A 21,297-nucleotide genomic window follows, 5' to 3' on the forward strand; every position below is an offset into this window, starting at 1 on the left:
AGGGCCTCAGTCGACGATGCGGGCGAGCCGGAGGAACTGCGGGTCGAAGCGGAGGCCGACGGCGTTGGCGTGCTTCACGTTCAGCAGGAGCTCGGGCTTGGCGCCGGCCAGCCCCACGGCGACGGCGCAGCCGCGCTTCGTGTCGTCGCCGTCGCCGCACACGACGATGCGGACCACGGCGCCCTCGCGCGGCGGGATGTCGGGGATCGCCGCGGCCAGCCCGCGCGCCACATAGACCACCTCGGCGCCGCCGGCGCGCAGCGCCTCCGCGAGCTGGGCCTTCGAGGTGTACGTCACGCGCTGCACGGTCGCCGGCCGCCTGGCCACGGTGGTCTTCGCCGCCAGCTTCGACAGCACGGTCGCCATCGCGCTCGCGTCCTCCGCGCTCTCGCCCGACTCCCCCCCGACGACGGCGAGCACGGCGGTGCCCGTCCGGCTCGTGAACCCGCTCTCGTAGCCGAGCGACCGCAGGAGGATCGCCCCTCTCAGCTCGTAGGGGACCGGGGGGGCAGCGTGGGTCTCCGCGCTCGCGGTGATGAGGAGCGCCAGGGCCGCGAGCGCTCGAATCGCAGCCGCCGGAGACACCGTGTTTCCCTGCCCGGCCTTCAACCGTCACCGCTCCCGCGCGGCGAGCCGCTTGACGAGGGCCGGCAGGCGGTCGAGGTGCCGCTTCGACAGGACCGCGTCCGCCTGGACCTCGAGCTGTAGTTGCTCGAGCTCCCGCTCGGAGTGTCCTGACATCAGGATGACGCTGAGGTGCCCGAGCCGCTGGTTCTTCCGGAACAGGGTGAGCAGCCGGTCGCCGCGGATGGTGGGCATGAAGATATCGACGACGACGACGCGCGCGTGATGCCGCACGATCGCCTGCGTGGCGCCGATGGGCGACGGGAGCGCCACGACATGAAAGCCGGCCGCGCGCAGCACGCGGGACGCCTCTTCTCGTGCGATCTCGCTGTCGTCGATGACGAGCACAGGCGCGCTCGGCGAGGCGCTCAGCGGCGTCCGCGACGCGGGCGACGCGCTCGGCGGCGCGCCCGCCTCGTCGACGGGCAGCTCGTTCAGCGGCCTGGCCCTCGACAGGGCCGACCGGGAGCTCGGCTGATCGCTCATCGTCCCGACCCGGCGGCTCGCGCCTCGCGCGGCGCGACGACCGGCTGCGGGGCGCCCTCGGCAGCGTCGAGCAGGTGGATCACGTCGAGGAAGGTGACTGTCCCCTCGCTCGTGTCGACGACGGCGCCCGGCGAGAGCTCCCCGAACACCTGGACCGCGGGCACACACCGCGTCTTGCCCGCGGGCAACCCCAGGTACCCGCGCGGCGTCCGGCAGACGACGATCCGGAGCGGCGCGGCCGCCGGTCCCGCGAGCGCCGAGACGATCACGATGATCCTCCCCCGGTCCTGGAGGATACCGAGCACCCGCGGACCGACGCGGGGCAGCGGCGCGGGAGCGCGCCACGCGATGACCTCTTCCACCTGCTGCGCCCGCAGCGCGAAGGTCACCCGCCCCAGATCGAAGAGCAGGAGGTCGAGAGCGGCCGTCTCTCGCGGGCCCTTGTCCGCGGCGTCGCCGTGCAGGTCGGCCGGTGCTTGACGCTGAGCGAGCGCTTCAGACAAGGTTTCCTGGATTTATCACAATGGTTGAGTCCGGGTAGGCGCTTTCGTAACCGGTGACACCGAATCAGGGGAATACTTACCTCACCTGCGACATGGCTCCGCCATTCTGGGGTGCTCCGGCCGCGCGATTGATGCATTGCGACAGACGGCCAGCCTGTCGCCGCGGGGGCGCGGGCGCCGGGTGTGCTGTCCGTCGTGCGATGGGCGCGCAGCGGCTCCGCGTGGAGGTGTTTCGAGTGTATCTGTCGAGAACCATTGGACTTGATTGCCCCCGTGGCGAGGCGGCAGCGCTGTCCGTCCCGTGGGCGCCTACCTCCCCACAGGTCCTGCGCGATCCGGCGCCAGCCCTTCTGTCGCGGGCGCTCCGAACGGGCTCGATAGCTCACCTCCACCGAGGTGCCGACCTGCGGGCGCCCTGAGGTATCCCCTTACATTCTTCGCAAAATTCACAGGGAGGCGGGGAGAGAAATCTTCAAATACTCCCAGTCTCCTCGCCTCCCTGTTCAATTTTCTGCTGAAAAGGACTGCAAAAATAAGGGGATTGCTCAGGCGGGCAACCGGTCGTGAGGTCGATGTAAGCCGTGGTGCTCCGGGGCGGGTGCCTTCTCTCCCTCGTTGTCAGAGAAAGCGATCTGCGTTGTGCTTCTGCCGTCGTGCACGACGAGCGTCGTGGCGCTGTCGTCGATGAGGACCCCGCGCACCGAGGAGGGGCGGTGCTGCCGGGCGGGTGGGCGCGATCTCGCGCTGATCCGGGCTTCCGGGGGCGCCGCGCGGCGTCCGGCGTCACCGCCCGGTGATCCAGTAATGGAAGGCGTGGAATCCGGAGCCGCGCCGCAGGGTGATCGCGATCGAGGTCGGGCCCGCCAGGCGCGCGGCAGGGAGGGGCAGCGCCCGCTCGACCCAGGGGCCGCCGGGCACGTCGACGGTCCCGACCTCCTCGCCGGCCACGGAGACCGCGAGCTCGGCGCGCTCGTCCGAGGCCACGCGGAGCACGAGGCGCGCCTCGGATGGGGGCGCGACGAGGTGGACCGTGAAGCGGTCGGCGGTCCGGTGGTACCGGCCGCCGTCGGCGATCTCCGGGCGCGTGGGGTCGGGCTCTCCGGGCGCGCTGCTCTCGGGCGCCTCGAGCGAGATGGCCGCGTTGCGCAGGTCCGCGAGCGGCTCGAGCGCGTAGGCGTGGGCGGCCTCGGACTCGAGGTCCGAGACGTCGAGCTCGTCGAGGATCCGCTCGCCGGGCACGGCCCGCACGGGCAGCGCCCCGGAGCCGAGGAGGTCCCAGCGCGCCTCGTAGGCCACCATGGTCGTGCCGCCGAGGATCGCCTGGTCCTCGACGGTGGCCGCGATGAGCTCGCGGCCGAGCACCGGCGGGCACGCCATCCAGTGCGGGTAGACGATGAAGTGCGTCGGCCGGCGCTCGGGGGGCAGCTTCTCGTAGTGCTCGAACCTGGAGCCCGCGCCCGCGACCCAGTAGCGCGCCTCGCCCTCGGTCGTCAGGCCGACGACATCGAAGGTCCTGCGCCCGCTGAAGTAGGCGAGCGCGCCGGTGTCGTTGACGCCGATCCTGGCGTCCTCGGGCAGGTGCTGCGCGGCCCAGCGGCCGAGCCAGACCTGCTGTCGGTCGATGGCGCGCGCGGAGTTCGCGAGGTCCGCCACGGCCCACGGGATGCGCGCGGCGAGGGCGCCCGCGAAGGCGCCGGCGACGAGCGGCGTCACGTGGTGGATGGGGCGCCGGAGCCGCCGGGCGGCGTCGCCGAGCTCGCGCGCGAGGCACGCGGCCATGACGATCCCCGCCGGGGCGAACGGCCAGACGTAGCGCACGCGGTTCCAGAGGAAGCTCAGGTAGGTGCAGGGCAGCAGCGCGCCGAGCGCGAGGGCGACCACGACGGCGGCGTGCACGGGGCGGCCCCTGCGGTACGCCGCCACGACGAGCGCCACGGCGCCGAGGGCGAGGACGGCGGCGGAGCCCTCGGGGAGGAAGACGGCCGTCCACTGGCCGCCATCGATGACGTCGGTGACGAGCAGCCGGAGGTTGTTGAGGATGGCCGCCCGGAGCGTCGCGCCGTCGTAGCTGGGGTTGCCGATCAGCCACTTGACGGCGGTCGTCGACGAGGTCGGGTGGCCGGCGAGGAGCTGGTTCAGCGCGGGGACGACGAGCGGTCCGAGGAGCGGCACGAGGGCGAGCAGGCGCCCGGCGAGGAGGCGGGAGGCGGCTGCGCGGGCGCGGAGCGGCAGGCCCGAGGGCGCGGGGGAGGACGCGGGCGATGGAGGCGACGGGCGCGGCGCCGAGGTGACGAGCGCGACCGCTGCGAGCAGGGAGGCGAGCGCGCCCTCGGGGCGGAACAGGGGCGCCGCGAAGCCGGCGAGCGCGAGGGCGCGGGCGACGGAGGCGGGGGCCGGCTGCGCCGGGGCGGGGAGCGGCTGCGCGGGGGCGGGGAGCGGCTGCGCGGGGGCTGGCCGCGTGGAGGCGGGGGCGCCGCCGTCCTGCGCTGGATCGGCGCTGTCGGCGGCGGGCTCCGGCGGCGCGGGCTCCGGCGGCGCGGGCTCGCAGAGGGCGGCCGCGAGGCGGGCCGTCCGGGTGAGGATCCAGGCGAACGCGACCGTCTCCATCCCGCTCCAGGCGAACCAGGCGAACGCCGCGAACCCGGCGCACATCGCGCCCGCGCCGGCGGCCGCCGCGGGGCCGGCGAGGGGGCGCGCGAGGCGCGCGGTCTCGACGGCGAGCGCCGCGTGGAACACGACCCCGAGCGCCCAGGTGGCGTGGACGAGCGACAGGTCGCGCAGGCCGAGCGCGTGGAACGGGGCGAGCAGGACGGGCCAGAGCAGGCTGGTGGCGCCGGTCGAGTACCCATCGCCGGCGACGAAGCTGAAGAAGCCGCCCTCCGCGAGCCGGCGGGCGTACTGCATGTGGATGAACGCATCGTCGAGCGGCACGGCCGGGCCCCCCGCCTGCGCGAGGACGGCGCGGATGCAGAGCGCGCCCACGGCGCCGCTCGCGACGAGCGCGGGCAGGTAGGGCGAGGCGCGCGCGGCGAGGGCGCGCAGCCGCGAGGGCGCGGCGGAGGGCGCGGGCGCGGCCGGGGCGAGCGGCGTGGAGGGCGCCGCCGCCGGACCTGCGGCGCCGGGCCGCGATGCTGGAGCAGCGGCGCCCGCGGCGCCGGACTGCGACGCTGGACGCGCTGCGCCGTGATCACCTTCCGCCATGGGGGCGGACGAATACCACCACCCCGCCCGGGGGCCGCGATTTCCCGCGCGTGGGCGGCCGGCATTTGGTAGAGCGCCGGGGCTCCATGGTCTTCCAGCCGCGCCCGAACCACCCCTACGCCGACGCGCCTCGCTTCCCCGACGGCGACGACGTGTCCATCGACGACCTGATCCCCGGCGCCGGCCCCGTCGAGATCGAGATCGGCCCCGGCCGGGGCGGCTTCCTGTTCGAGCGCGCCGCGGCGAGCCCCGAGGCGCGGCTGCTCGGGCTGGAGATCCGCCTGAAGTGGTCCGCCATCGTCGACGAGCGCCTGCGGAAGGGCGGGCTCGGCGGCCGCGTGCGGGCGCTCAACGCCGACGCGCGCGAGGCGCTCGCGCGGCTCCGGCCCGACGCGTCGATCGCGCGGTTCTTCCTGCACTTCCCGGATCCGTGGTGGAAGAAGCGCCACGAGAAGCGCCTCGTGATGGGCCCGGCGCTGCTCGACAGCCTCGCGCGCCTGCTCGTGGACGGCGGCGAGCTCTACGTCCAGACCGACGTCGAGGAGCGCGCCGCGCTCTACGCCGAGCAGATCGGCGCGCACCCCGCCTTCGAGCCCGCCGGCGACGCGCCCGGCTCGCCGCTCCTCGGCGAGAACCCCTACGGCGCCCGGAGCCCCCGCGAGCACCACGCGATCGCCGACGGGCTGCCGGTGAGCCGGCTGCGCTACCGGCGCCGGCCGCGCGCGGCGGGTGGCGCGCCGCCGGACAACGGATAGGCTCCCTCCGGCAGCGGCCGGACGAAGCGCGCCGCACAGGCCACCAGCCTGGTCAGGAGGTCAGCCATGGAACAACCGATGCGGAGCACGATGCGAGCCGTTGCGCTGGACCGGTTCGGCGGTCCCGAGGCGCTCGAGCTACGGACCCTCCCCGTGCCGACGGTCGGGCCGGACGAGGTCCTCGTCCGCGTCGAGGTCGCGGGCGTGGGCGAGTGGGACCCGTTCGAGCGCGAGGGGGGATATGCCCGGATGCTCGGGCTCACGCCGCAGTTCCCCTATGTGCTCGGCTCGGAGGGCGCGGGGAGGGTCGTCGCGGTGGGGGAGCAAGTCCGCCGCTTTCGCGAGGGCGACGCGGTGTACGCCCTTGGCTTTCTCAACCCCAGAGGCGGATTCTACGCCGAGTACGCCGCGGTGAGCGCCGATCTGGTCTCGGCGATCCCCGGCGCGTTGACCATCGATCAGGCGGGGGTGATGGGCGGCGTTGGCATCACCGCCCTGCGCGGCCTGGACGACACGCTGGCGCTGAAGCAGGGCGAGTCGGTGATGATCTTCGGCGCGAGCGGCGGTGTCGGGCACATGGCGGTGCAGCTCGCCAGGCGGATGGGCGCCCGGGTGCTCGCGGTGGCCTCGGGCGACGACGGCGTGGCGCTGGCCGAGCGGCTGGGCGCCGACGCCGCCGTCGACGGGCGCAAGGACGACGTGCTGGCGGCGGCCCGGGCGTTCGCGCCCGGCGGGCTCGACGCCGCCCTGCTCACCGCCGGCGGCGAGGCGGCCGAGAGGGCGCTGGGCGCGCTGCGCGACGGCGGGCGCGTGGCCTACCCCGGCGGCGTCCAGCCCGAGCCCCAGGGCCGCACGGCCCTCGTGCGCAGCAGCTACAACGGCGAGCCTGACGCGGAGATCATCGGGCGGCTGAACCGCCTCATCGAGCGCGGCCCGTTCGAGGTCCACATCGCCCGAGTGTTCCCCCTCGCCCAGGCCGCCGAAGCCCACCTCGCGCTCGGCGGCCACTACCTTGGCAAGCTCGCCCTCCGGGTGGAGTGATCGGGCGGCGCTGCGCGGAAGCAGCACGCCTGCGTGCTCTCCGTGATATGGGCCTGGCGGTTCGCTCGCACCGACGCCGCATGGTGTTTGCTGCCGAAAGGAGCCGACATGGACAATCTCCAGCTCACGCAGGTGCCGATCGTGAAGACCGGGATGCTCATCCGCAGGCCTGTCGCGGAGGTGTTCGAGGCCTTCATCGACCCCGAGATCACGACGAAGTTCTGGTTTACCAAGGGCAGCGGGCGGCTCGAGGCAGGCAAGCAGGTCCAGTGGGACTGGGAGATGTACGGCGCCTCGGCCCCTGTGGACGTGAAGGTCGTCGAGCCGTGCAAGCGCATCGTCATCGAGTGGCCGGGAGACAACGGCCTCACCACGGTCGAGTGGCTCTTCACGCCCCGGGAGGACGGCTCGACGTTCGTCAGCATCACGAACACCGGATTCACCGGCGACGGGGACTCGCTCGTGCGGCAAGCCACCGACTCGACGCAAGGGTTCTCGCTGGTGCTCGCGGGACTCAAGGCGCTCCTCGAGCACGACGTCAGGCTGAACCTCGTGGGCGACCGTTACCCCGCAGGCCTCGAAGAGCACTGACCCGGCGGCGCGCCGAGCTGCTCCCGAGGTGCGCCGGCACGGCCGTTCGCGCGGGGGAAGCGCGGGAGCCAGACGTCTGGCCGTCCGTGGCCAGACGTCTGGCTGTCCGTGGCCAGACGTCTGGCTCTCGGGCGGGACGTGCTCTTCGCCCTCCGCCAAGCTAGCTTCGCTCCCCCGGAGGCTCCTCCTCGTACCTCCCGTCCCATGGCGCCCCCGGGAGACGAGAAACCCCGACCTCCATGCGCTCCGCCTGGCTCCCCCGCGCCGCCCTGATCCTGGCGATGGTCCTCTGGGGCTCCTCGTTCGCGGCCCAGAAGTACGCGTTGTTCGCCTTCTCGCCGATGGAGATGAACTTCGGTCGCATGGCCGTGGCGAGCGCCTGCTTCGCCGTGCTGCTCCCGAAGCTCAACAGCGTCCGCCGGCACTACCTCCCCGGCGACTGGTGGAGGCTGCTGCTGCTCGCGCTGTTCGAGCCGTGCCTCTACTTCGTCTTCGAGGCCTGGGCGCTCACGAAGACGAGCGCCTCGCAGGCCGGCATGATCGTGGCCCTCATGCCGCTCCTGATCGCCCTGGTCGCGCGGCTCACCCTGAAGGAGACGCTGCCCCCGCGCATGCTGCCGGGGTTCTCGATCTCCATCGCCGGAGCGGTCTGGCTCTCGGCCGCGGGGCAGGCCACCGAGCTCGCCCCGGAGCCCGCGCTGGGCAACCTCCTCGAGCTCGTCGCGGTGGTCTTCGCCACCGGATACACGATCTCGAGCAGGCAGCTCGCCCCGCGTTATCCGCCGCTCTTCCTGACCGCGGTGCAGGCGGTCGTCGGCGCCCTCTTCTTCCTGCCCCTCATGCTGATCACGAGAGGCCCGGGCGCCGTCGAGCTCTCCCTCGCTGACAGGCCGCTCCTGGCCGTGCTCTATCTCGGCGTGTTCGTGTCGCTCGGCGCCTATGCCCTCTACAACTACGCGCTGAGCAAGGTCTCCGCGGTCCGCGCGGCGCCCCTCATCAACCTCATTCCGGTCTTCTCCCTCGTCGTGGGGCGCGTCTTCCTCGGCGAGGAGCTCACCCCTGGCCAGTACGCCGCCTCGTGCCTCGTCCTCATCGGCGTGCTCATCGGCCAGAGCGCCCCCGGGGACCAGAGCGCCCCCAGGGACACCACGACCCGCCCGTCCGGCAGCGCGTGACGCGGCGCCCCGCGCCGATCGACGGCCACGAACGTCGCCGGGCCCTCGCTCACGCGCGTGTCGTCCCGCTCCCCTCGGCAGGCGCGACGCAGAAGTCGGCCTCGGCGGCGTAGCCCTGGGCGTCCCGGAGCTCGACAACGCGGTCGCGGCCGAGGGGCGCCGCGCCCGGGACGCGGAACGTGGTGATATCGAGCCGCGGCACCGGCGCCTCGCGCGGCGCCGGGAGCTGGGGAACCCAGGCGTACGGCGCGCGGTAGGCCCGGTAAACCAGGTTCAGGCTGAGCGGCGGTTTGCGCCAGTACGGGCTGATGTACTCCCAGACGATCTCGTGCTCCGGGGTGACCTCGAAGATGCGGCCGTCGGACCCTTCGGTGATGAGCGTGTTGCCGTTGGGCAGCCGCTGCGCGCTGCTGATGAAGGGGCTGTAGAAGCGCGACGCGTCGAGGGGCATCACGAAGCCCGCCTCCCTGGGCGTGTACTGCCAGCGGATCTCCAGCGTGATGGGGTCGATCTCCAGCACCCGCGAGTGGTCGCGCAGGGCCGTCTTGAGCCCCCTCGGCGCGCCGGGGTTGGGGGCGCCGTAGCCGGCCCAACCCCCGTTGTCGAAGACGAGGAGATTGCCCTCGCCGGGCAGCCCGCGCGGGATGATGTGGGCGTGGTGCTGGCCGATGATCCAGCCGAGCCGGCGCTCGGGGGTCGCGCCGAGGGCCCCCGCGCCCGGCGCGCGCAGGTTCGGATCGCGGCGCAGCGCCGCGCGCGCGGCGTCGTCGAAGCCGAGCTCCTCGACGTGCTCGTGGGCGCGCCACTGCCACACGATGTTTCCCTTCCAGTCCACCTCGATGATCTTGTCGTCGAGCAGCGGGTGCTCGGAGATCGCGATGTTCCGCACGTTCTCGTGCACGAGCAGGAAGGTGCTCCCCCGATCGACGAGCGGCTCCTGGCCGGGCGCGTGGTACCCGACCGGGTTGCCCTGCCGCTGGAAATCGTGGTGCTGGCGCATGAACCAGCGCGTCGCCTCGCCGGGATCGTGGATGTGCTCGAGGCGATCGAAGCGCCACACCACGTTGCCCTCCCAGTCGACCTGCACGAGGTCGATCTGATCCTGCGTCCCGTGCTGCGGATTGCGCTCACCGGTGCTGCCGAACACCTGACCTCCCGGCAGGAGCTTGGTCGGGAAGCCGTGCAGCCCTTTCCAGAGCTGCACCTCGCGACCGTTCATGTCGATGAGCAGCGCGCCGAGGCCCGCGGCCTGAAAGATCGTGTAAGCAGCCGGGCAGCAGCGGAGCTCGCCAGCGCACACGGCGGACGCAGACGGGCCGCCCCCGGGCGCGGAGATGCACCGCGGATTGACCTCCTCCACGCGCTCCACGCCGTGATCCGACAGCGCCTCGGCCGAGGCCGGTGCGCCACATCCTCCCACCTGAAATAGACAATCCACCATCACGGCGGCGTCCGCTCGCATGACAATCGACGTGAGCGTGTCATCTTGCCTCACCGCAAAGGGCTCACGTTCTGAATGTAAAATTCCAGTGAAGCTTTGGTAGTGTAAAAATTCAGTGGAGCTTGCGATTCCGAGGAGGACGCCTCTATGAGAGCTCGAGCTTGGTTGACGGGGTTGCTCCTCGTCGTGGGCTGCAACGGCGAGATCGGTGAGACGATGCCTGAGGGCGCCGAGCAGGTCCCCGATGGCACGACGCCCGCCGCTGACGGCGCCGCGCCCGTCCCTGGTGGCGCCGCGCCCGTCCCTGGCCCCGTCAACACCCCTCCGGTACAGGCCGCTTGCACCCACGTCGGGAGCGGCAAGGATTACCAGGTCGGCCCCGGCAAGGAGTTCGCTTCGATCGGTGATGTGCCGCTCGAGTCGCTCGTCGCCGGCGACACGGTGCGCATCTTCTGGCGCGCCGAGGGGTACCACGAGAAGATCATGATCGGAGGGCAGGGGACCGCGGAGCAGCCGATCCGGGTCTGCGGCGTCCCGGGGCCCGGCGGCGAGCTGCCGGTGATCGACGGCGAGGACGCCACCACCCGACCCGAGCTCGATTTCCCGTTCGACGGCCACCAGGTGAGGGGGCTCGTTGTCATCGGGCACAAGCACGACGACCCCTACGATCTCCAGCCCAGCCACATCACGATCGAAGGGCTCGAGATCAGGAACGCGTCTCCCCCCTTCCGCTTCACCGACAAGGCGGGCGCGGTGACGCCCTACGCGCGCAACGCCGCCGGCATCTTCGTCGAGCGCGGCGAGCACGTGACGATCCGCGGCTGCGAGGTCCACGAGAACGCCAACGGCCTCTTCATCGGCACGGGCGGCGCGGAGATCCGCACGAAGGACGTGCTCATCGAGTCGAACCACATCCACGACAACGGCAGCGAGACCGATTTCACCGAGCACAACGTCTACAACGAGGCGTCGAACGTCGTTTACCAGTTCAACCGCTTCGGCCCCACGCGCGGCGGACAGGGCAACAACATCAAGGAGCGCTCGGCCGGCGTCGTGATCCGGTACAACTGGATCGAGGACGGCGCCCACCTCATCGACCTCGTGGACGCGCAGGAGGCGACCGACTCGGTCGGCATGCCGTCGTTCCACGAGACGTTCGTCTACGGCAACGTGCTCCTGCGCACCGGCTACGGGCCCTCGATGGTCCACTACGGCGGGGACAGCGGGCAGACCGAGTATTACCGGAAGGGCACGCTCCACTTCTTCTCCAACACCGTCTTCGTCGACAACGCGACGTACCGGGACTACGAGCGCTCTGCGGTGTTCGAGGCGTCCACGATGGACGAGCGGATCGACGCCCGGAACAACGTGTTCGCGAGCAGCCAGGAGCCGACGGACATCCGCGCGATCACCTTCCTCGGGGACCGCGACAACGTGGCCGCCGGGACCCTCGTCCTCGTCGGGAACTGGGTCATGCAGGGGTGGACGGCGTTCGACCCGGTCCCGGGCGCGCGGCTGCTCGGGAAGGTGAACGGCCTGGAGAGCTCGATCATCGGGCTCGATCCGGCGTTCGCCTCGGCGCAAGGCCACGACTTCACGCCGGCGAGCGGCGGCCCGCTCGTCGGCACCGGCGCGGCGCTCGACGGCCTCCCGGCGGTCGATCACCAGTACTCGCCGCACCAGCAGGCCACGCCGCGCAACGACGGCCAGAAGCTCACGATCGGCGCATTCGGGCTGTGACCTTGACGGCGGAGCATCGCGCGCCCAACGCGCGATGCCACGACCGCCAGCACCGCCGCGCAGGCTGGTCGAGCGCGCCGCCGGCTGGCCCGCCGCGGCGGCCGCGGCTCGCAAGCGTAGAGTTTACCGCTACTTGCGCGCAGCGCCGCGGGCGCCCGTGACGGGTATGGGGCCTGTCGTGGTATCGTGGCGTGATGGTGGAAGCGAATGACTCCAAGGATCATGACGAGCTCCCATCGACGCCGCAGGAGGGGGAAACGGGGGACGCGGCCCCCGGGAAGAAGCGCGACGTCTATCCCGTCGGGCCGGCCGGAGATCTGCCGCCCGTCCAGGTCACGCCCGGGTACAGGCTCCGGGTCGTCCTCGTGCTCGCCTCGCTGCTCACCTTCGTTGCGCTCTACCTCGCGCTGCTCGCCGCCTCGGGCTACCTCGTCTACCTCACGATCTTCGAGATGGCGTGGCTGCCCGGCAAAGGGATCATCCTCAACCTCGGCGCGATCGCGGCGAGCGGGATGCTGTTCCTCTTCCTGCTGAAGGGCCTCTTCCACAACCGCCCGTTCTCGTCGGAGGGCCTCGTCGAGGTGACGGAGGCCGACCAGCCGCGGCTCTTCGCCTTCCTCCGCCGGCTCTGCGAGGACGCGGGCAGCCGCCTCCCGGGCAAGGTCTATCTCTCGCACGACGTCAACGCGGCGGTGTCCTATCCGCAGTCGCTCCTCAGCCTGATCTGGCCTGTCCGCAAGAACCTCGTCATCGGGCTCGGCCTCGTGTCCGCCCTCGACCTCTCGGAGCTCAAGGCCGTGCTGGCCCACGAGTTCGGGCACTTCTCGCAGGCGAGCATGAAGCTCGGCCAGTATGTGTACGTCGCGAACGGCGTCGTCGCAGACATCGTGTTCGGCCGCGACGCGTGGGACAGAGCGCTCAATCAATGGCGGAGCGTGGACATCCGGCTGAGCTTCCCAGCCTGGATCCTGAGCGGCATCGTGTGGGTGCTGCGCAAGCTGCTCGAGCTCGTCTTCCGGGGGATCAACCTCGCGAACCTGTCGCTGGCGCGTCAGATGGAGTTCAACGCCGACCTCCACGCCGTGCGCATCGCGGGCAGCGACGCGATCGTCTCCGGGCTCTGGAAGGCGGAGCGGGCGGCGCTCGCCTACCGCGACGCGCTGGGCGGCCTCGCGAGCGTCGCCGAGCACGGCAAGTACTCCGAGGACGTGTTCGCGCAGGTGGAGCGATCGCTGACCCAGCTCGACGCGCGGCTCGGCAAGGCGCCCGGCGCCCGGGAGCGCCTCGGGCCGATCCTCGCGCGGTACGAGCGGGGGCCGGCGCTGCACTTCGCGAGCCCCGCGGAGCGGGTGAGCTCGCTCTGGGCGACCCACCCGCCGAACCACGAGCGCGAGGCGAACGCGAAGCGCGTGTACGTCGCCGCGCCGGAGGACAGGCGTCCGGCGTTCGCGCTGTTCGTGGAGCGCAAGGCGCTGCGCAGGAAGATGTCGCGCGCCGTGTACGAGGCGCTCGGGAGGAAGGCCCGCGAGCTGCTCCCGGCCGAGGAGATCGCCGCGCTCATCGAGGAGGAGCGCGGCGAGATGCGCCAGGCGGAGCACTACCACGGCCTCTACGAGAACCGCGTGCTGGACCCCGGCGACCTCGACGCCGCCGCGGCCGCGGTCGACGCCGACGCGGCGAGCGGCGCGCTCGATCGCGGCGCGCTGCGCGCCGCCGTGCTGCCGTTCACCGGCGACGCGCTGAAGGAGCGCATGGCGCGCGTGGACGCGCTGCGCGGCGAGAGCGAGCTCATCGAGACGCTGTCGGCCGACCGCGTCCGGCTGAAGGGCAAGACCGCCGAGTTCCGCGGCGCGCAGCGCACCCGGGACGGGATCATCGCGCTCTCCGGGGAGGTCCAGCGCGAGCTCAGGGCGGAGCTCGCGGCGCTCCAGGGGGCCGATCAGGCGTTCTTCCGCCACGTCTACGCCTGCTCGGCGGACGACCCGGAGGCGCGGGCGGAGCTCCTCCAGCGCTACCGGTTCCTCCTCGTGATCCAGCGGCTCGTCGTGAAGCACAACGCGCTCGACGAGGCGCTCGAGGGCGCGCTCCGCGGGCTCCGGGGGGGCACCGAGCTGTCCGAGCACGAGTTCCACCGCCTCGCGGAGGTCCTCTCCGCGGCGCGCGCCGCCCTCGAGGAGACCTTGCGGGCGACGAAGCCGCTCGTCCCGCCGAAGCTCGCGCTGCTCCAGCGCGGCACGCTGCTCCACCGCTTCGTGCTGCCCGAGCCGCTCGTCGCGCCGCTCGAGGGGGGCGGCATCTCCGGGGCGTGGATCAACGAGCTCATGCAGCAGCACGCGGGCGCGCTCGGGCGGCTGCGGAAGCTGCACTTCAAGAACCTGGGGCAGCTCCTCGCGCTGACGGAGCGGCTCGATCCCGCGCTGTTCCCCGAGCAAGCGCCGCGCGAGGAGGCGGGAGGGAGCGCGGCGTGACGCGCTCGCCGGGCCGGCCGCCGCGCGCTCAGCCGCCGGGGGAGAGCTCGATCGGATAGACCACCGTGGTCTTCTCGCCGATGCCGGGGAACTTCAGCCCCCTCGTCGCCTCCACCATGCACCGCTCCAGGGTCGCGTCGCGCAGCGTCGCCGCGGCCGCGTCGACGCGCGCGTCGGCGACCGCCCCGTCGCCGAGGATCGCGAACGAGAGCGGGACCTTCCCCGCCGCGGCCGGGCGCCGCTCGAGCAGCGCGTCGTAGCAGGTCCGGTACGCCGCGAAGCCGGTCCGCACCACGGCCTGGATCTCCGCCGGCGTGAGGCCGTCCGGCAGCGGCACCGCGACCGGCCCGGCGGGCAGCTCGTGCATCGCGGCGAGCGCCTCCTCGACGACGTGGAGCTGCGCCTGGCGCGGCGCGGCGATCAGGATCGCCGGCGGCGCCGCGCCGCGCTCGCGCACCGCGATGAGCCCCTCGCCCTTCTCGAGCCGCGCGACGATGTCCGCCGTGGGCAGCGGCAGATCCGCGTCGTACCGCGCGGGGATGCGCTGGTTGCCGAGGTCGAAGTAGAAGACCGCGAGGCTCGACCCGAGCAGCGGCCGGGACGCCGGGATCTGAGCCCAGCCGTCGGTCCCGTGGGACATGTTGTTGATCGCCACCTGGTCGTCGCAGCGCGGGCAGGCTTCCCGCCGGAGCGCGCGGATCGCGCGCGCGACGGCGAAGGTCCCGAGCCGCTCGCTCACCTCCCGGCTCCCGCCGAACGCGACCACGGTGACCGTGAGCTCCCGGGGGCCCGACTCCGGCACGGGGAAATACCGCGCGAGCGCGCGGGCGAACGGCGACGCTCGCTCCGGGCCGGACGGCTCCTCCGGCAGCGGCTTCTCCTCGCTCCCGGTGACAAGGAGGCGCAGCCGCCGCTCGGCGGCTCTCTGCAGCGGCCAGGGCTCGCCGACGACGTGGTCGCCGAGGAGCGACTCCACGGCGGCGATCGCGCCCTCCTGGTCGCCCTCCGCCTCGAGCACCCGGCTCATCGCGAGCCTCGCCTGATCGCGCTGATCCGGCGTCACCGACGGATCGGCGAGCACCTCGGAGAGCGCCCGCCGCGCGACGGCGACCTCCCGGCCCGCGTCGAGCCTGCGCTCGGCCTGCTCGATCGCGAGCGAGATGTCGGGCCGCCTGTCCGCGCCGTCGACGAGGTCGACGCGCGCCTCGGCGCCCGGCGCGGCGGTCTCCGGCCCTTCCGTGCACGAGGCCGGCGAGAGCAGTCCAGCGGCGATGACGGCGGCGACGGCGGGGTGATGGATGATGTTCATGGCGATCCTCGTCCTCCTCTGCGCGGCCCGTTTGCGGCGGCGCGTGAGGGGCAGTCTGCGCGCTGGCCTTGTTGGCTCCGTCTTCGCCAGGTCACCGTTCTGTCTCCGGCGCCGGAGCGCGGGTGAACCGGTATCCGGCGCCGCGCACGGTCACGAGGTGCCGCGGTGATCTCGGGTCGGGCTCGAGCTTCGCGCGCAGGCGGTTGATGAAGTTGTCGACCGTCCGATCGGTGCCGAAGTAGTCCGCGCCCCAGACCGCGTCGAGGATGCGCTGGCGCGGCAGGAGCGCGCCCTCGCGCTCGACGAAGAAGCGCAGGAGCTTCATCTCGAGCGCCGTGAGCTCGACGGGCGCCCCGCGCCGCTCCACGCGGTGGGCGCGGAAGTCGACGACCACCTCCGCGAAGCGCACGACGGCGCGCTCGGCGTCGCCGAGCCGCCGCCGCCGCAGCGCCGCGTCCACGCGGGCGAGGAGCTCGGAGACGCCGAACGGCTTCACGATGTAGTCGTCCGCGCCGAGCCGGAGCCCTCGCACCCTGTCCTGCTCCTCGCCCTTGGCGGTGACCATCAGGATGGGCAGGTCGGCGTCGCGCCGCCGGAGCTCCTCGCAGATCTCGAAGCCGTTCATGCCGGGCAGCATCACGTCGAGCAGCACGAGATCGGGCCGCGCGGCGAGCGCCATCGAGAGCCCCTCGGGGCCGGTCTTCGCCACCTCGACGCGGAAGCCCGCGGATCGCAGCGTCTTCTGGAGGCCGAGGCGCAGCGTCGGGTCGTCCTCGACGACGAGGACGGTCTCCAGCCTGCCTTCGGGCGTCTTCTGGGTCATGGCGTCTGCTCCTTCGGTCCTTCGGGGCCGGGCGGTCCCGGGATCCACAGGGTGAACGCGGCGCCGCGGCCCGGCTCGCTGTCGACGCGGGCCGTGCCGCCGTGCGCGCGGGCGACGTGCCGGACCAGCGACAGGCCGATGCCGCTGCCGGAGACGGCGCGGCTAAGCCGGTCGTCGGCGCGCTCGAACGGCTCGAAGATGCGGCGCTGGTCGCGCCGGGCGACGCCCGGGCCGCGGTCCTCGACGGCGATCGCGACGCCGCCCCGCTCGCGCGCGACGCGCACGCGGTAGGGGGCGGCGAGCGGCGCGTACTTCAGGGCGTTGGCGAGGAGGTTGTCGACCGCGAGCTGGATCTGGCCGGCGTCGATGCTCGCCTCGGCGGTCGGGTCGAGATCGCGCGCGACCCGGGGCATCTCCGGGTTCCGCTCCTCGAACGTGTCGATCGAGGCCGCGACCGCCTCGGCGACGCGGGCCGGGGCGCGCTCGGCGGCCGCGCGTCCGGCCATCATCCGGCTGAAGCCGAGCAGCCGCTCCACGGTGTCGCCGAGCCGCCGCGCCTCGCGCCCGAGCGCGTCGAACACCTCGCGGTGCTCGTCGGGCGCGAGCCGCCCCTCCTCGAGCAGCTCCGCGAGCATGCGCACCGACGCGATCGGCGTCCGGAGCTCGTGGGAGACGGCGGCGACGAAGTCGGTGCGCAGCTCGCTGGAGCGCCGCGCGGCGCGCATGCGCGCGAACAGGAGCGCCGCCAGCCCGAGGGCGAGGGCCGTGGCGGCGGCGCCGACGCCGACGAGCAGCCGCCTGCCGCGCGCGGCGTGCCGCTCCACGGCCGCCGGATCCGCGGGGGAGAGCCGCACGGCGAGCCCGGGCGCGATCGGCAGGAGGGCCGCCGGCGCGCCGCCGAGCTCGGGCCCGGCCGGCGCTCGCCCGGCGACGTCCGCGCCGGCGACGACGTCGGCGCGGACGTCGGGCGAGAGCGGGCGCGCGTCGCCGCGGAGCCAGCCGGCGAGCGAGCCGGCGTGGATCACGAAGCCGGCGGAGCGCCCGTCCGGGAGCGCCCGCAGCGTGCCCGCGGCGGCGCCCGCGCGGAACGAGGCGAGCCCACGCGCGTCGGGGCGCGCGCGCAGCGCGGCGTCGAGGCCTCCGCGCCGGAGCTCGGCCACGAGCGCGTCCCGCTCGGGGCGCGGGGCCGCGAGGGCCGCGCGCGCCCGCCCGCGCGGCTCGCCCGAGAGCGCGGCGTCCACCTCGATCGCGGTGGCCTTCCGCTCCGCCTCGGAGAGCCCCGCCGCGTGCGCCTCGAGCCACGCGGCGACGGCGCCCGGGTCGACGGCGCCGTCGGCCGCGGCGTCGAGCGCGAGGACGGGCCAGAGCCACCGCCCCGCGGGCGACCTGGCCTCGGCGCAGCGCGCGAGGAAGTCGCGCCGCGCGCCGGCGCGGGCCTGGGCGTCCGGCGCGGCCGCGGCGCGGGCGAGCGCGGCGCACCCCGCGGGCTCGGGCGCGGGCGGCGGCGCGGCCTGGGGCGGCAGCAGCACGGAGCCATCCGGCGCGAGCAGCACCGGCGCGGCGAACGGCGGCGCGATCCCCGCGAGCGCCGCCGCGGCGGTCTCGATGGGGCCGGCGTCGATCGGCAGGGCGGCGAGGGCGGCGGCGGCGCGGTCGGTCTCCTGGTCGATCGCGCGCGAGAGACGGTCGGAGGCGGCGGCCAGGCCGAGCGCCACCTCGCGGCGGGCCCCGTCGGCCTCGTTGGAGACGGCGCGGAGGCCGAGGACGCCGACGCAGATCGCGGGGACGCTCGCGGCGGCGGCGAAGAGCGCCCAGTCGCGCAGCCGGCTGGCCCGGGGGGAGAGCACGGCCCCAGGGTCGCACGGGAAGGTCACCGGAATGTCACGAGCCGGCGAGCTCCGGAGGCGCGCTCAGGTGGGTTTGCGGGCGTGAGCGCGGTCCCGGTGGAAGAACATGGTGGCGTCGGGTGCGCGAGCGAAGCCGCAACGGGTGACCGAGCCCGCGGCCTCGCCGGATCAGATCCACTTCATCCTGGAGGCGTCCCAGCGCCTCCAGGTGCCGTCGTCGTCCCGGTAGATGTCGCTCTCCCCGGCCAGGGTGCGGAACCGCTTGCTCTGCACCTCCAGGTCGCCGCGCCTCGCCGTGTAGTCGGTCTTCACCGCGGCGGGGGCGATGCTCCGCATGTCGACGACGAGCTCGTCGCCGTTCGCCTCGACCACCACGTAGCCGTGGGCGTAGCTGTTGGCGTGGGCGAGGTGCGGGTTGACCTTCGTCGTGGTCGACGTGAGCAGGTTGTCGATGCCGGCGGCGAGCAGCGCGGCCCCCGGGACCGCGCTGAGCACCGGATCGCCCGCCACCTGGCCCTGCAGCATCTCGCGGAAGGGCGCCGACGAGACAGCGCCGCCCACGAACTCGACGATCCTCTTCGCTGGATCGCCGTCGAGCCCGGCCGTCCCCGCGTAGAAGGCGTGGATATCGCCGGTGATCGCCACGACGTTCCCGACGTCGACGAGCCGCTCCAGGAGCTCGTTCCGCTTGTTGCGGAAGCCGTCCCAGGCGTCGAGGTTCATGTAGAAGCGCCGCTTGAACTGCTCGGGGACGCTGTTCGCGGAGAGATCGATGGCGAGCGGGAGGAGGCAGTACTCGTTGCCCCAGACCTTCCAGGTCGCCTTCGAGCCTTCCATGGTCTCGAGGAACCAGGACTCCTGCTCGGCGCCCATGACATCCTCGCTCGCGCCCTGCGTCTCCTTGTAGCGAATGGCACTGTAGATATCGACGGTGTCCTTGACGGCGAAGTAACGGGAGCCGATCGAGCTGTGCATGCCGGTCTTGCCGAGATCCAGGTACGCGATGCCCCGGTCGAGGAACGCCTGCTCCTCGGCGCCGATGAGCGGGATCTGCATGTCCTCCGGCAGGCCCTCGTTCACGCCGGCGACGACCTGGTTGACGAAGGCGACGCTGATGTTCCCCGTCACCTCGGCGGCGTCGTAGCCGGCGGCCTGGGCGGCCCCGGTGAGGGCCGACGCATAGATGCCGTCGCCGTAAGCCTCGATGTCCACGTAGGGCTGGGCGAGCTCGGGGACGTCCCCGAGCTCGCCCAGGAGCCTTTCCTGGTCGAGCACCACCTTGCCGGGAAAGGCGCCCTCGGGGATGAGGTGATCCGGCCGGTAGCTGCGCAGATCCGTCATGACCAGGTGGACGTGCCGGCCGAACACGAAGTCGCGGTAGATGCGGATATCGCCCGGGAATTCCGCGCCGGGGTCGTACTCGAAGTCCTCGCCGTAGTCGACGGGCTGGTACTCGAACCAGGCCTGGTTGGCGGCCTTGCGCCGATCGACGTCGGTCTCGTCGATGCGGCCGTCGGAGTACGTGGCCGTCGCGCCGTAGGCGTCGTTCGAGAACTCGTGATCGTCCCAGGTGGCGATCATCGGAAAGCTCTCGTGCACCTTCTGGAGGTTCGCGTCGGAGCGGTACGCCCTGTAGAGCTCCCGGTAGTTGCTGAGCGACCTCGCCGCGTGGAAGGCGCCGTCCGCGAGCGGGATGGCGCCGTCCACGTCGGTGAGCTCGACGCCGCGCCCGGCGGTGTTCTGGAAGCTGGGGTCGCCGGTGGTCTCGTAGATGTAGTCGCCGAGGTGGACGAAGAAGTCGAGCTCCTCCTCGGCGAGCGCGAGGTAGGTATTGTAGTGGCGTCCGATGTAATCCTGGCAGGACACGTAGGCGAAGCGCACGTTGACGTCGGCGTCCTCGGCCGGCGCGGTCCTGGTGCGTCCCACGCGAGATACGTAGTTCTTGTCCCCCTTCACGTAGATGAAGCGGTAGTAGTAGACCGTGCCCGCCGCGAGGCCGCGGACCTTCACCTTGACGCAGTGATCGTGCCTCGCGAGCGCCTTCACCTTCGACTGGCCGGCGTCGAGCGCCACCCGCCTCGTGAACTCCGCGTCGGTCGCGACCTCGACCTCGAGGTCGCGATCCTCCTCGCCGTCCTGCACGCGGGCCCACAGGATGACGCTGTCGGGGCGAGGATCGCCGGACGCGATCGACTGGGGGAAGAGCTCGGCGCCGTCGGTCAGATTGCGGTCGTCGAGGACCGGGTCGATGATCTCGGGATCGCCGCCGCAGGCCGGGACGGCGAGCGCGCCGGCGGTGACGAGGGTGGCTCGAAGGAAATCTCTGCGCTTCAGCATCGAGGACCAGGGAATCCTGGAACTTTCGCCGGTGTCAACGGGCTCGTGGCCCCCGCCGTGCCAGCCCTCACCGCGCGGCGTGTCGCCGGGGGGCGCGCCGCCAGCAGGCGGTCGACGAGCGCATCCACCTCGCGCTCCGCCCTGGCGATCGACGCGCTGAGCCGCTCGTCGCCGAACTCGTCGTACTCGATCGCCACGGACTCCACGTCGGTGATCCCGATGTAACCGAACGCCGTCCGGACGCTCGGCTCGACGTGGTTCATGGCCTCGATCCGCCCGCCCCTGTCATATCCGTGATCGCCGCGCGACGTCAGGATGACGAGCTTCTTGCCGTGCTCGGTGAGCAGCGGCCAGTAGGGATCACCCGGTCGCGAGCGGTCGAAGCCGAACGTGCGCCCCACGCGGACGATGTTGTCGATATACGCCTTGAACTGCGCGGGCACGTTGAAGTTGTACATCGGCACGCCGGCCACGACGATGTCCGCGCCGATGAGCTCGTCGACGAGCGCGTCGCTCTCCGAGAGCACCTCGCTCATCCAGGGCTCGCGCAGGTGGGGCTTGGTGAACGCGGCCTGGATCCAGCGGCTCGTCACCGGTGAGGGCGGGCGCTGCCCGACATCCCGGTAGCGGATCTCGTCCTCCGGGCGCGCTGCGCGCCAGCGCGCGACGAAGCGGGCCGTGAGGCGGCGGGTGTGAGAGCCGTGGCGGCTCGTGTCCGAGCTGCCCGGACGAGCGCTCGAGTCGATGTGCAGGATCGTGGACATGATCTCCTCCGTGGTGGGACGCGCCTCCACGAGCCCGAGCCGCGAGGGCGCCCCGGCGGGCGCTCGCGCCGCTCCCCCGGCGCGCGCGGCGCCGCCCGCGGCCGATATCCGATGAGACAGGATCACCTGTCGGGGGCGCCGCGACGATCGCGGTGGCCGCGCATTCGGGCCGTTGATGCTGCGTTCCTCGTC

At 72.9% G+C, this 21,297-nt stretch carries 17 protein-coding genes; 7 read left to right on the forward strand and 10 right to left on the reverse strand.

Annotated elements, in window-relative coordinates:
• Nucleotides 1-6: 6 nt before the first annotated feature.
• Both WME96_RS04550 and WME96_RS04555 read right to left on the reverse strand, forming a co-directional pair.
• The gene (locus tag WME96_RS04550; protein WP_437288952.1) at nucleotides 7-585 is read right to left on the reverse strand and encodes a YfiR family protein; all 579 of its coding nucleotides are present in this window, start codon (nucleotides 583-585) and stop codon (nucleotides 7-9) included.
• Nucleotides 586-612: 27 nt separating this feature from the next.
• Nucleotides 613-972 carry a response regulator gene (locus WME96_RS04555; protein ID WP_061618894.1) on the reverse strand — a complete coding sequence of 120 codons (360 nt, stop codon included), beginning with the start codon at nucleotides 970-972 and terminating at the stop codon, nucleotides 613-615.
• Between WME96_RS04555 and WME96_RS04560 the strand changes: the two genes are divergently transcribed.
• Complete coding sequence (locus tag WME96_RS04560) at nucleotides 962-1,102, forward strand: hypothetical protein (protein ID WP_437288953.1); 141 nt, start codon at nucleotides 962-964, stop codon at nucleotides 1,100-1,102. The two genes, WME96_RS04555 and WME96_RS04560, sit on opposite strands and share 11 nt — an antisense overlap.
• A gap of 4 nt (nucleotides 1,103-1,106) precedes the next feature.
• On the opposite strand, the gene WME96_RS04565 is transcribed toward WME96_RS04560, so the two are convergent.
• Together WME96_RS04565 and WME96_RS04570 are read right to left on the reverse strand one after the other, a co-directional pair.
• The gene (locus WME96_RS04565; protein ID WP_437288954.1) at nucleotides 1,107-1,613 is read right to left on the reverse strand and encodes a chemotaxis protein CheW; all 507 of its coding nucleotides are present in this window, start codon (nucleotides 1,611-1,613) and stop codon (nucleotides 1,107-1,109) included.
• Between the two features lie 783 nt (nucleotides 1,614-2,396).
• Nucleotides 2,397-4,814: a hypothetical protein gene (locus WME96_RS04570; RefSeq protein WP_437288955.1), complete on the reverse strand. Its 2,418-nt coding sequence runs from the start codon at nucleotides 4,812-4,814 to the stop codon at nucleotides 2,397-2,399.
• 86 nt (nucleotides 4,815-4,900) lie between these two features.
• On the opposite strand from WME96_RS04570, the gene trmB reads away from it, so the two are divergent.
• The 4 genes from trmB to WME96_RS04590 all read left to right on the forward strand — a co-directional run bounded on the left by trmB (nucleotide 4,901) and on the right by WME96_RS04590 (nucleotide 8,376).
• Nucleotides 4,901-5,569 (forward strand): tRNA (guanine(46)-N(7))-methyltransferase TrmB, encoded by a 669-nt coding sequence (gene trmB, locus WME96_RS04575; protein ID WP_437288956.1) that lies wholly within the window; start codon nucleotides 4,901-4,903, stop codon nucleotides 5,567-5,569.
• A 66-nt stretch (nucleotides 5,570-5,635) separates the two neighbouring features.
• Nucleotides 5,636-6,610 carry a quinone oxidoreductase family protein gene (locus WME96_RS04580; RefSeq protein WP_437288957.1) on the forward strand — a complete coding sequence of 325 codons (975 nt, stop codon included), beginning with the start codon at nucleotides 5,636-5,638 and terminating at the stop codon, nucleotides 6,608-6,610.
• A 108-nt stretch (nucleotides 6,611-6,718) separates the two neighbouring features.
• Nucleotides 6,719-7,201 carry an SRPBCC family protein gene (locus tag WME96_RS04585; protein ID WP_437288958.1) on the forward strand — a complete coding sequence of 161 codons (483 nt, stop codon included), beginning with the start codon at nucleotides 6,719-6,721 and terminating at the stop codon, nucleotides 7,199-7,201.
• A gap of 239 nt (nucleotides 7,202-7,440) precedes the next feature.
• The gene (locus WME96_RS04590) at nucleotides 7,441-8,376 is read left to right on the forward strand and encodes a DMT family transporter (RefSeq protein WP_437288959.1); all 936 of its coding nucleotides are present in this window, start codon (nucleotides 7,441-7,443) and stop codon (nucleotides 8,374-8,376) included.
• Nucleotides 8,377-8,425: 49 nt separating this feature from the next.
• Here WME96_RS04590 and WME96_RS04595 read toward each other — a convergent pair whose 3' ends face one another.
• Nucleotides 8,426-9,838, reverse strand: a complete 1,413-nt coding sequence (locus tag WME96_RS04595; RefSeq protein ID WP_437288960.1) for an aryl-sulfate sulfotransferase — start codon at nucleotides 9,836-9,838, stop codon at nucleotides 8,426-8,428.
• A gap of 126 nt (nucleotides 9,839-9,964) precedes the next feature.
• Here WME96_RS04595 and WME96_RS04600 point away from each other — a divergent pair, with 126 nt between their 5' ends.
• Both WME96_RS04600 and WME96_RS04605 read left to right on the forward strand, forming a co-directional pair.
• Complete coding sequence (locus tag WME96_RS04600) at nucleotides 9,965-11,557, forward strand: right-handed parallel beta-helix repeat-containing protein (protein WP_437288961.1); 1,593 nt, start codon at nucleotides 9,965-9,967, stop codon at nucleotides 11,555-11,557.
• Between the two features lie 194 nt (nucleotides 11,558-11,751).
• On the forward strand, nucleotides 11,752-14,025 hold the full coding sequence (locus WME96_RS04605) for a M48 family metalloprotease (RefSeq protein WP_437288962.1): 2,274 nt from the start codon (nucleotides 11,752-11,754) through the stop codon (nucleotides 14,023-14,025).
• Nucleotides 14,026-14,053: 28 nt separating this feature from the next.
• Here WME96_RS04605 and WME96_RS04610 read toward each other — a convergent pair whose 3' ends face one another.
• The 5 genes from WME96_RS04610 to WME96_RS04630 all read right to left on the reverse strand — a co-directional run bounded on the left by WME96_RS04610 (nucleotide 14,054) and on the right by WME96_RS04630 (nucleotide 21,105).
• Complete coding sequence (locus tag WME96_RS04610) at nucleotides 14,054-15,334, reverse strand: AgmX/PglI C-terminal domain-containing protein (protein WP_437288963.1); 1,281 nt, start codon at nucleotides 15,332-15,334, stop codon at nucleotides 14,054-14,056.
• A 91-nt stretch (nucleotides 15,335-15,425) separates the two neighbouring features.
• Entirely contained in the window at nucleotides 15,426-16,157 is a 732-nt protein-coding gene (locus tag WME96_RS04615; protein ID WP_433933620.1) for a response regulator transcription factor, read from the reverse strand.
• Entirely contained in the window at nucleotides 16,154-18,004 is a 1,851-nt protein-coding gene (locus tag WME96_RS04620; RefSeq protein ID WP_437288964.1) for a sensor histidine kinase, read from the reverse strand. The genes WME96_RS04615 and WME96_RS04620 overlap by 4 nt, the downstream gene beginning before the upstream one ends.
• Nucleotides 18,005-18,172: 168 nt before the next feature.
• Entirely contained in the window at nucleotides 18,173-20,341 is a 2,169-nt protein-coding gene (locus tag WME96_RS04625) for an alkaline phosphatase D family protein (protein WP_437288965.1), read from the reverse strand.
• Nucleotides 20,335-21,105: an FMN-dependent NADH-azoreductase gene (locus tag WME96_RS04630; RefSeq protein ID WP_437288966.1), complete on the reverse strand. Its 771-nt coding sequence runs from the start codon at nucleotides 21,103-21,105 to the stop codon at nucleotides 20,335-20,337. Before WME96_RS04630 ends, WME96_RS04625 begins: the two co-directional genes overlap by 7 nt.
• Between the last annotated feature and the right edge of the window lie 192 nt (nucleotides 21,106-21,297).

It is taken from the genome of Sorangium sp. So ce406 (genome assembly GCF_051474675.1).
Classification (GTDB): Bacteria; Myxococcota_A; Polyangia; order Polyangiales; family Polyangiaceae; genus Sorangium; species Sorangium cellulosum_G.

Excerpts from the sequence above, each read along its gene's own strand:
- WME96_RS04560 (WP_437288953.1), top strand. The coding sequence starts at position 962 with ATGACGAGCACAGGCGCGCTCGGCGAGGCGCTCAGCGGCGTCCGCGAC.
- WME96_RS04570 (WP_437288955.1), bottom strand. The coding sequence starts at position 4,814 with ATGGCGGAAGGTGATCACGGCGCAGCGCGTCCAGCGTCGCAGTCCGGC.
- trmB (WP_437288956.1), top strand. The coding sequence starts at position 4,901 with ATGGTCTTCCAGCCGCGCCCGAACCACCCCTACGCCGACGCGCCTCGC.
- WME96_RS04580 (WP_437288957.1), top strand. The coding sequence starts at position 5,636 with ATGGAACAACCGATGCGGAGCACGATGCGAGCCGTTGCGCTGGACCGG.
- WME96_RS04585 (WP_437288958.1), top strand. The coding sequence starts at position 6,719 with ATGGACAATCTCCAGCTCACGCAGGTGCCGATCGTGAAGACCGGGATG.
- WME96_RS04590 (WP_437288959.1), top strand. The coding sequence starts at position 7,441 with ATGCGCTCCGCCTGGCTCCCCCGCGCCGCCCTGATCCTGGCGATGGTC.
- WME96_RS04595 (WP_437288960.1), bottom strand. The coding sequence starts at position 9,838 with ATGCGAGCGGACGCCGCCGTGATGGTGGATTGTCTATTTCAGGTGGGA.
- WME96_RS04600 (WP_437288961.1), top strand. The coding sequence starts at position 9,965 with ATGAGAGCTCGAGCTTGGTTGACGGGGTTGCTCCTCGTCGTGGGCTGC.
- WME96_RS04605 (WP_437288962.1), top strand. The coding sequence starts at position 11,752 with ATGGTGGAAGCGAATGACTCCAAGGATCATGACGAGCTCCCATCGACG.
- WME96_RS04610 (WP_437288963.1), bottom strand. The coding sequence starts at position 15,334 with ATGAACATCATCCATCACCCCGCCGTCGCCGCCGTCATCGCCGCTGGA.
- WME96_RS04615 (WP_433933620.1), bottom strand. The coding sequence starts at position 16,157 with ATGACCCAGAAGACGCCCGAAGGCAGGCTGGAGACCGTCCTCGTCGTC.
- WME96_RS04625 (WP_437288965.1), bottom strand. The coding sequence starts at position 20,341 with ATGCTGAAGCGCAGAGATTTCCTTCGAGCCACCCTCGTCACCGCCGGC.
- WME96_RS04630 (WP_437288966.1), bottom strand. The coding sequence starts at position 21,105 with ATGTCCACGATCCTGCACATCGACTCGAGCGCTCGTCCGGGCAGCTCG.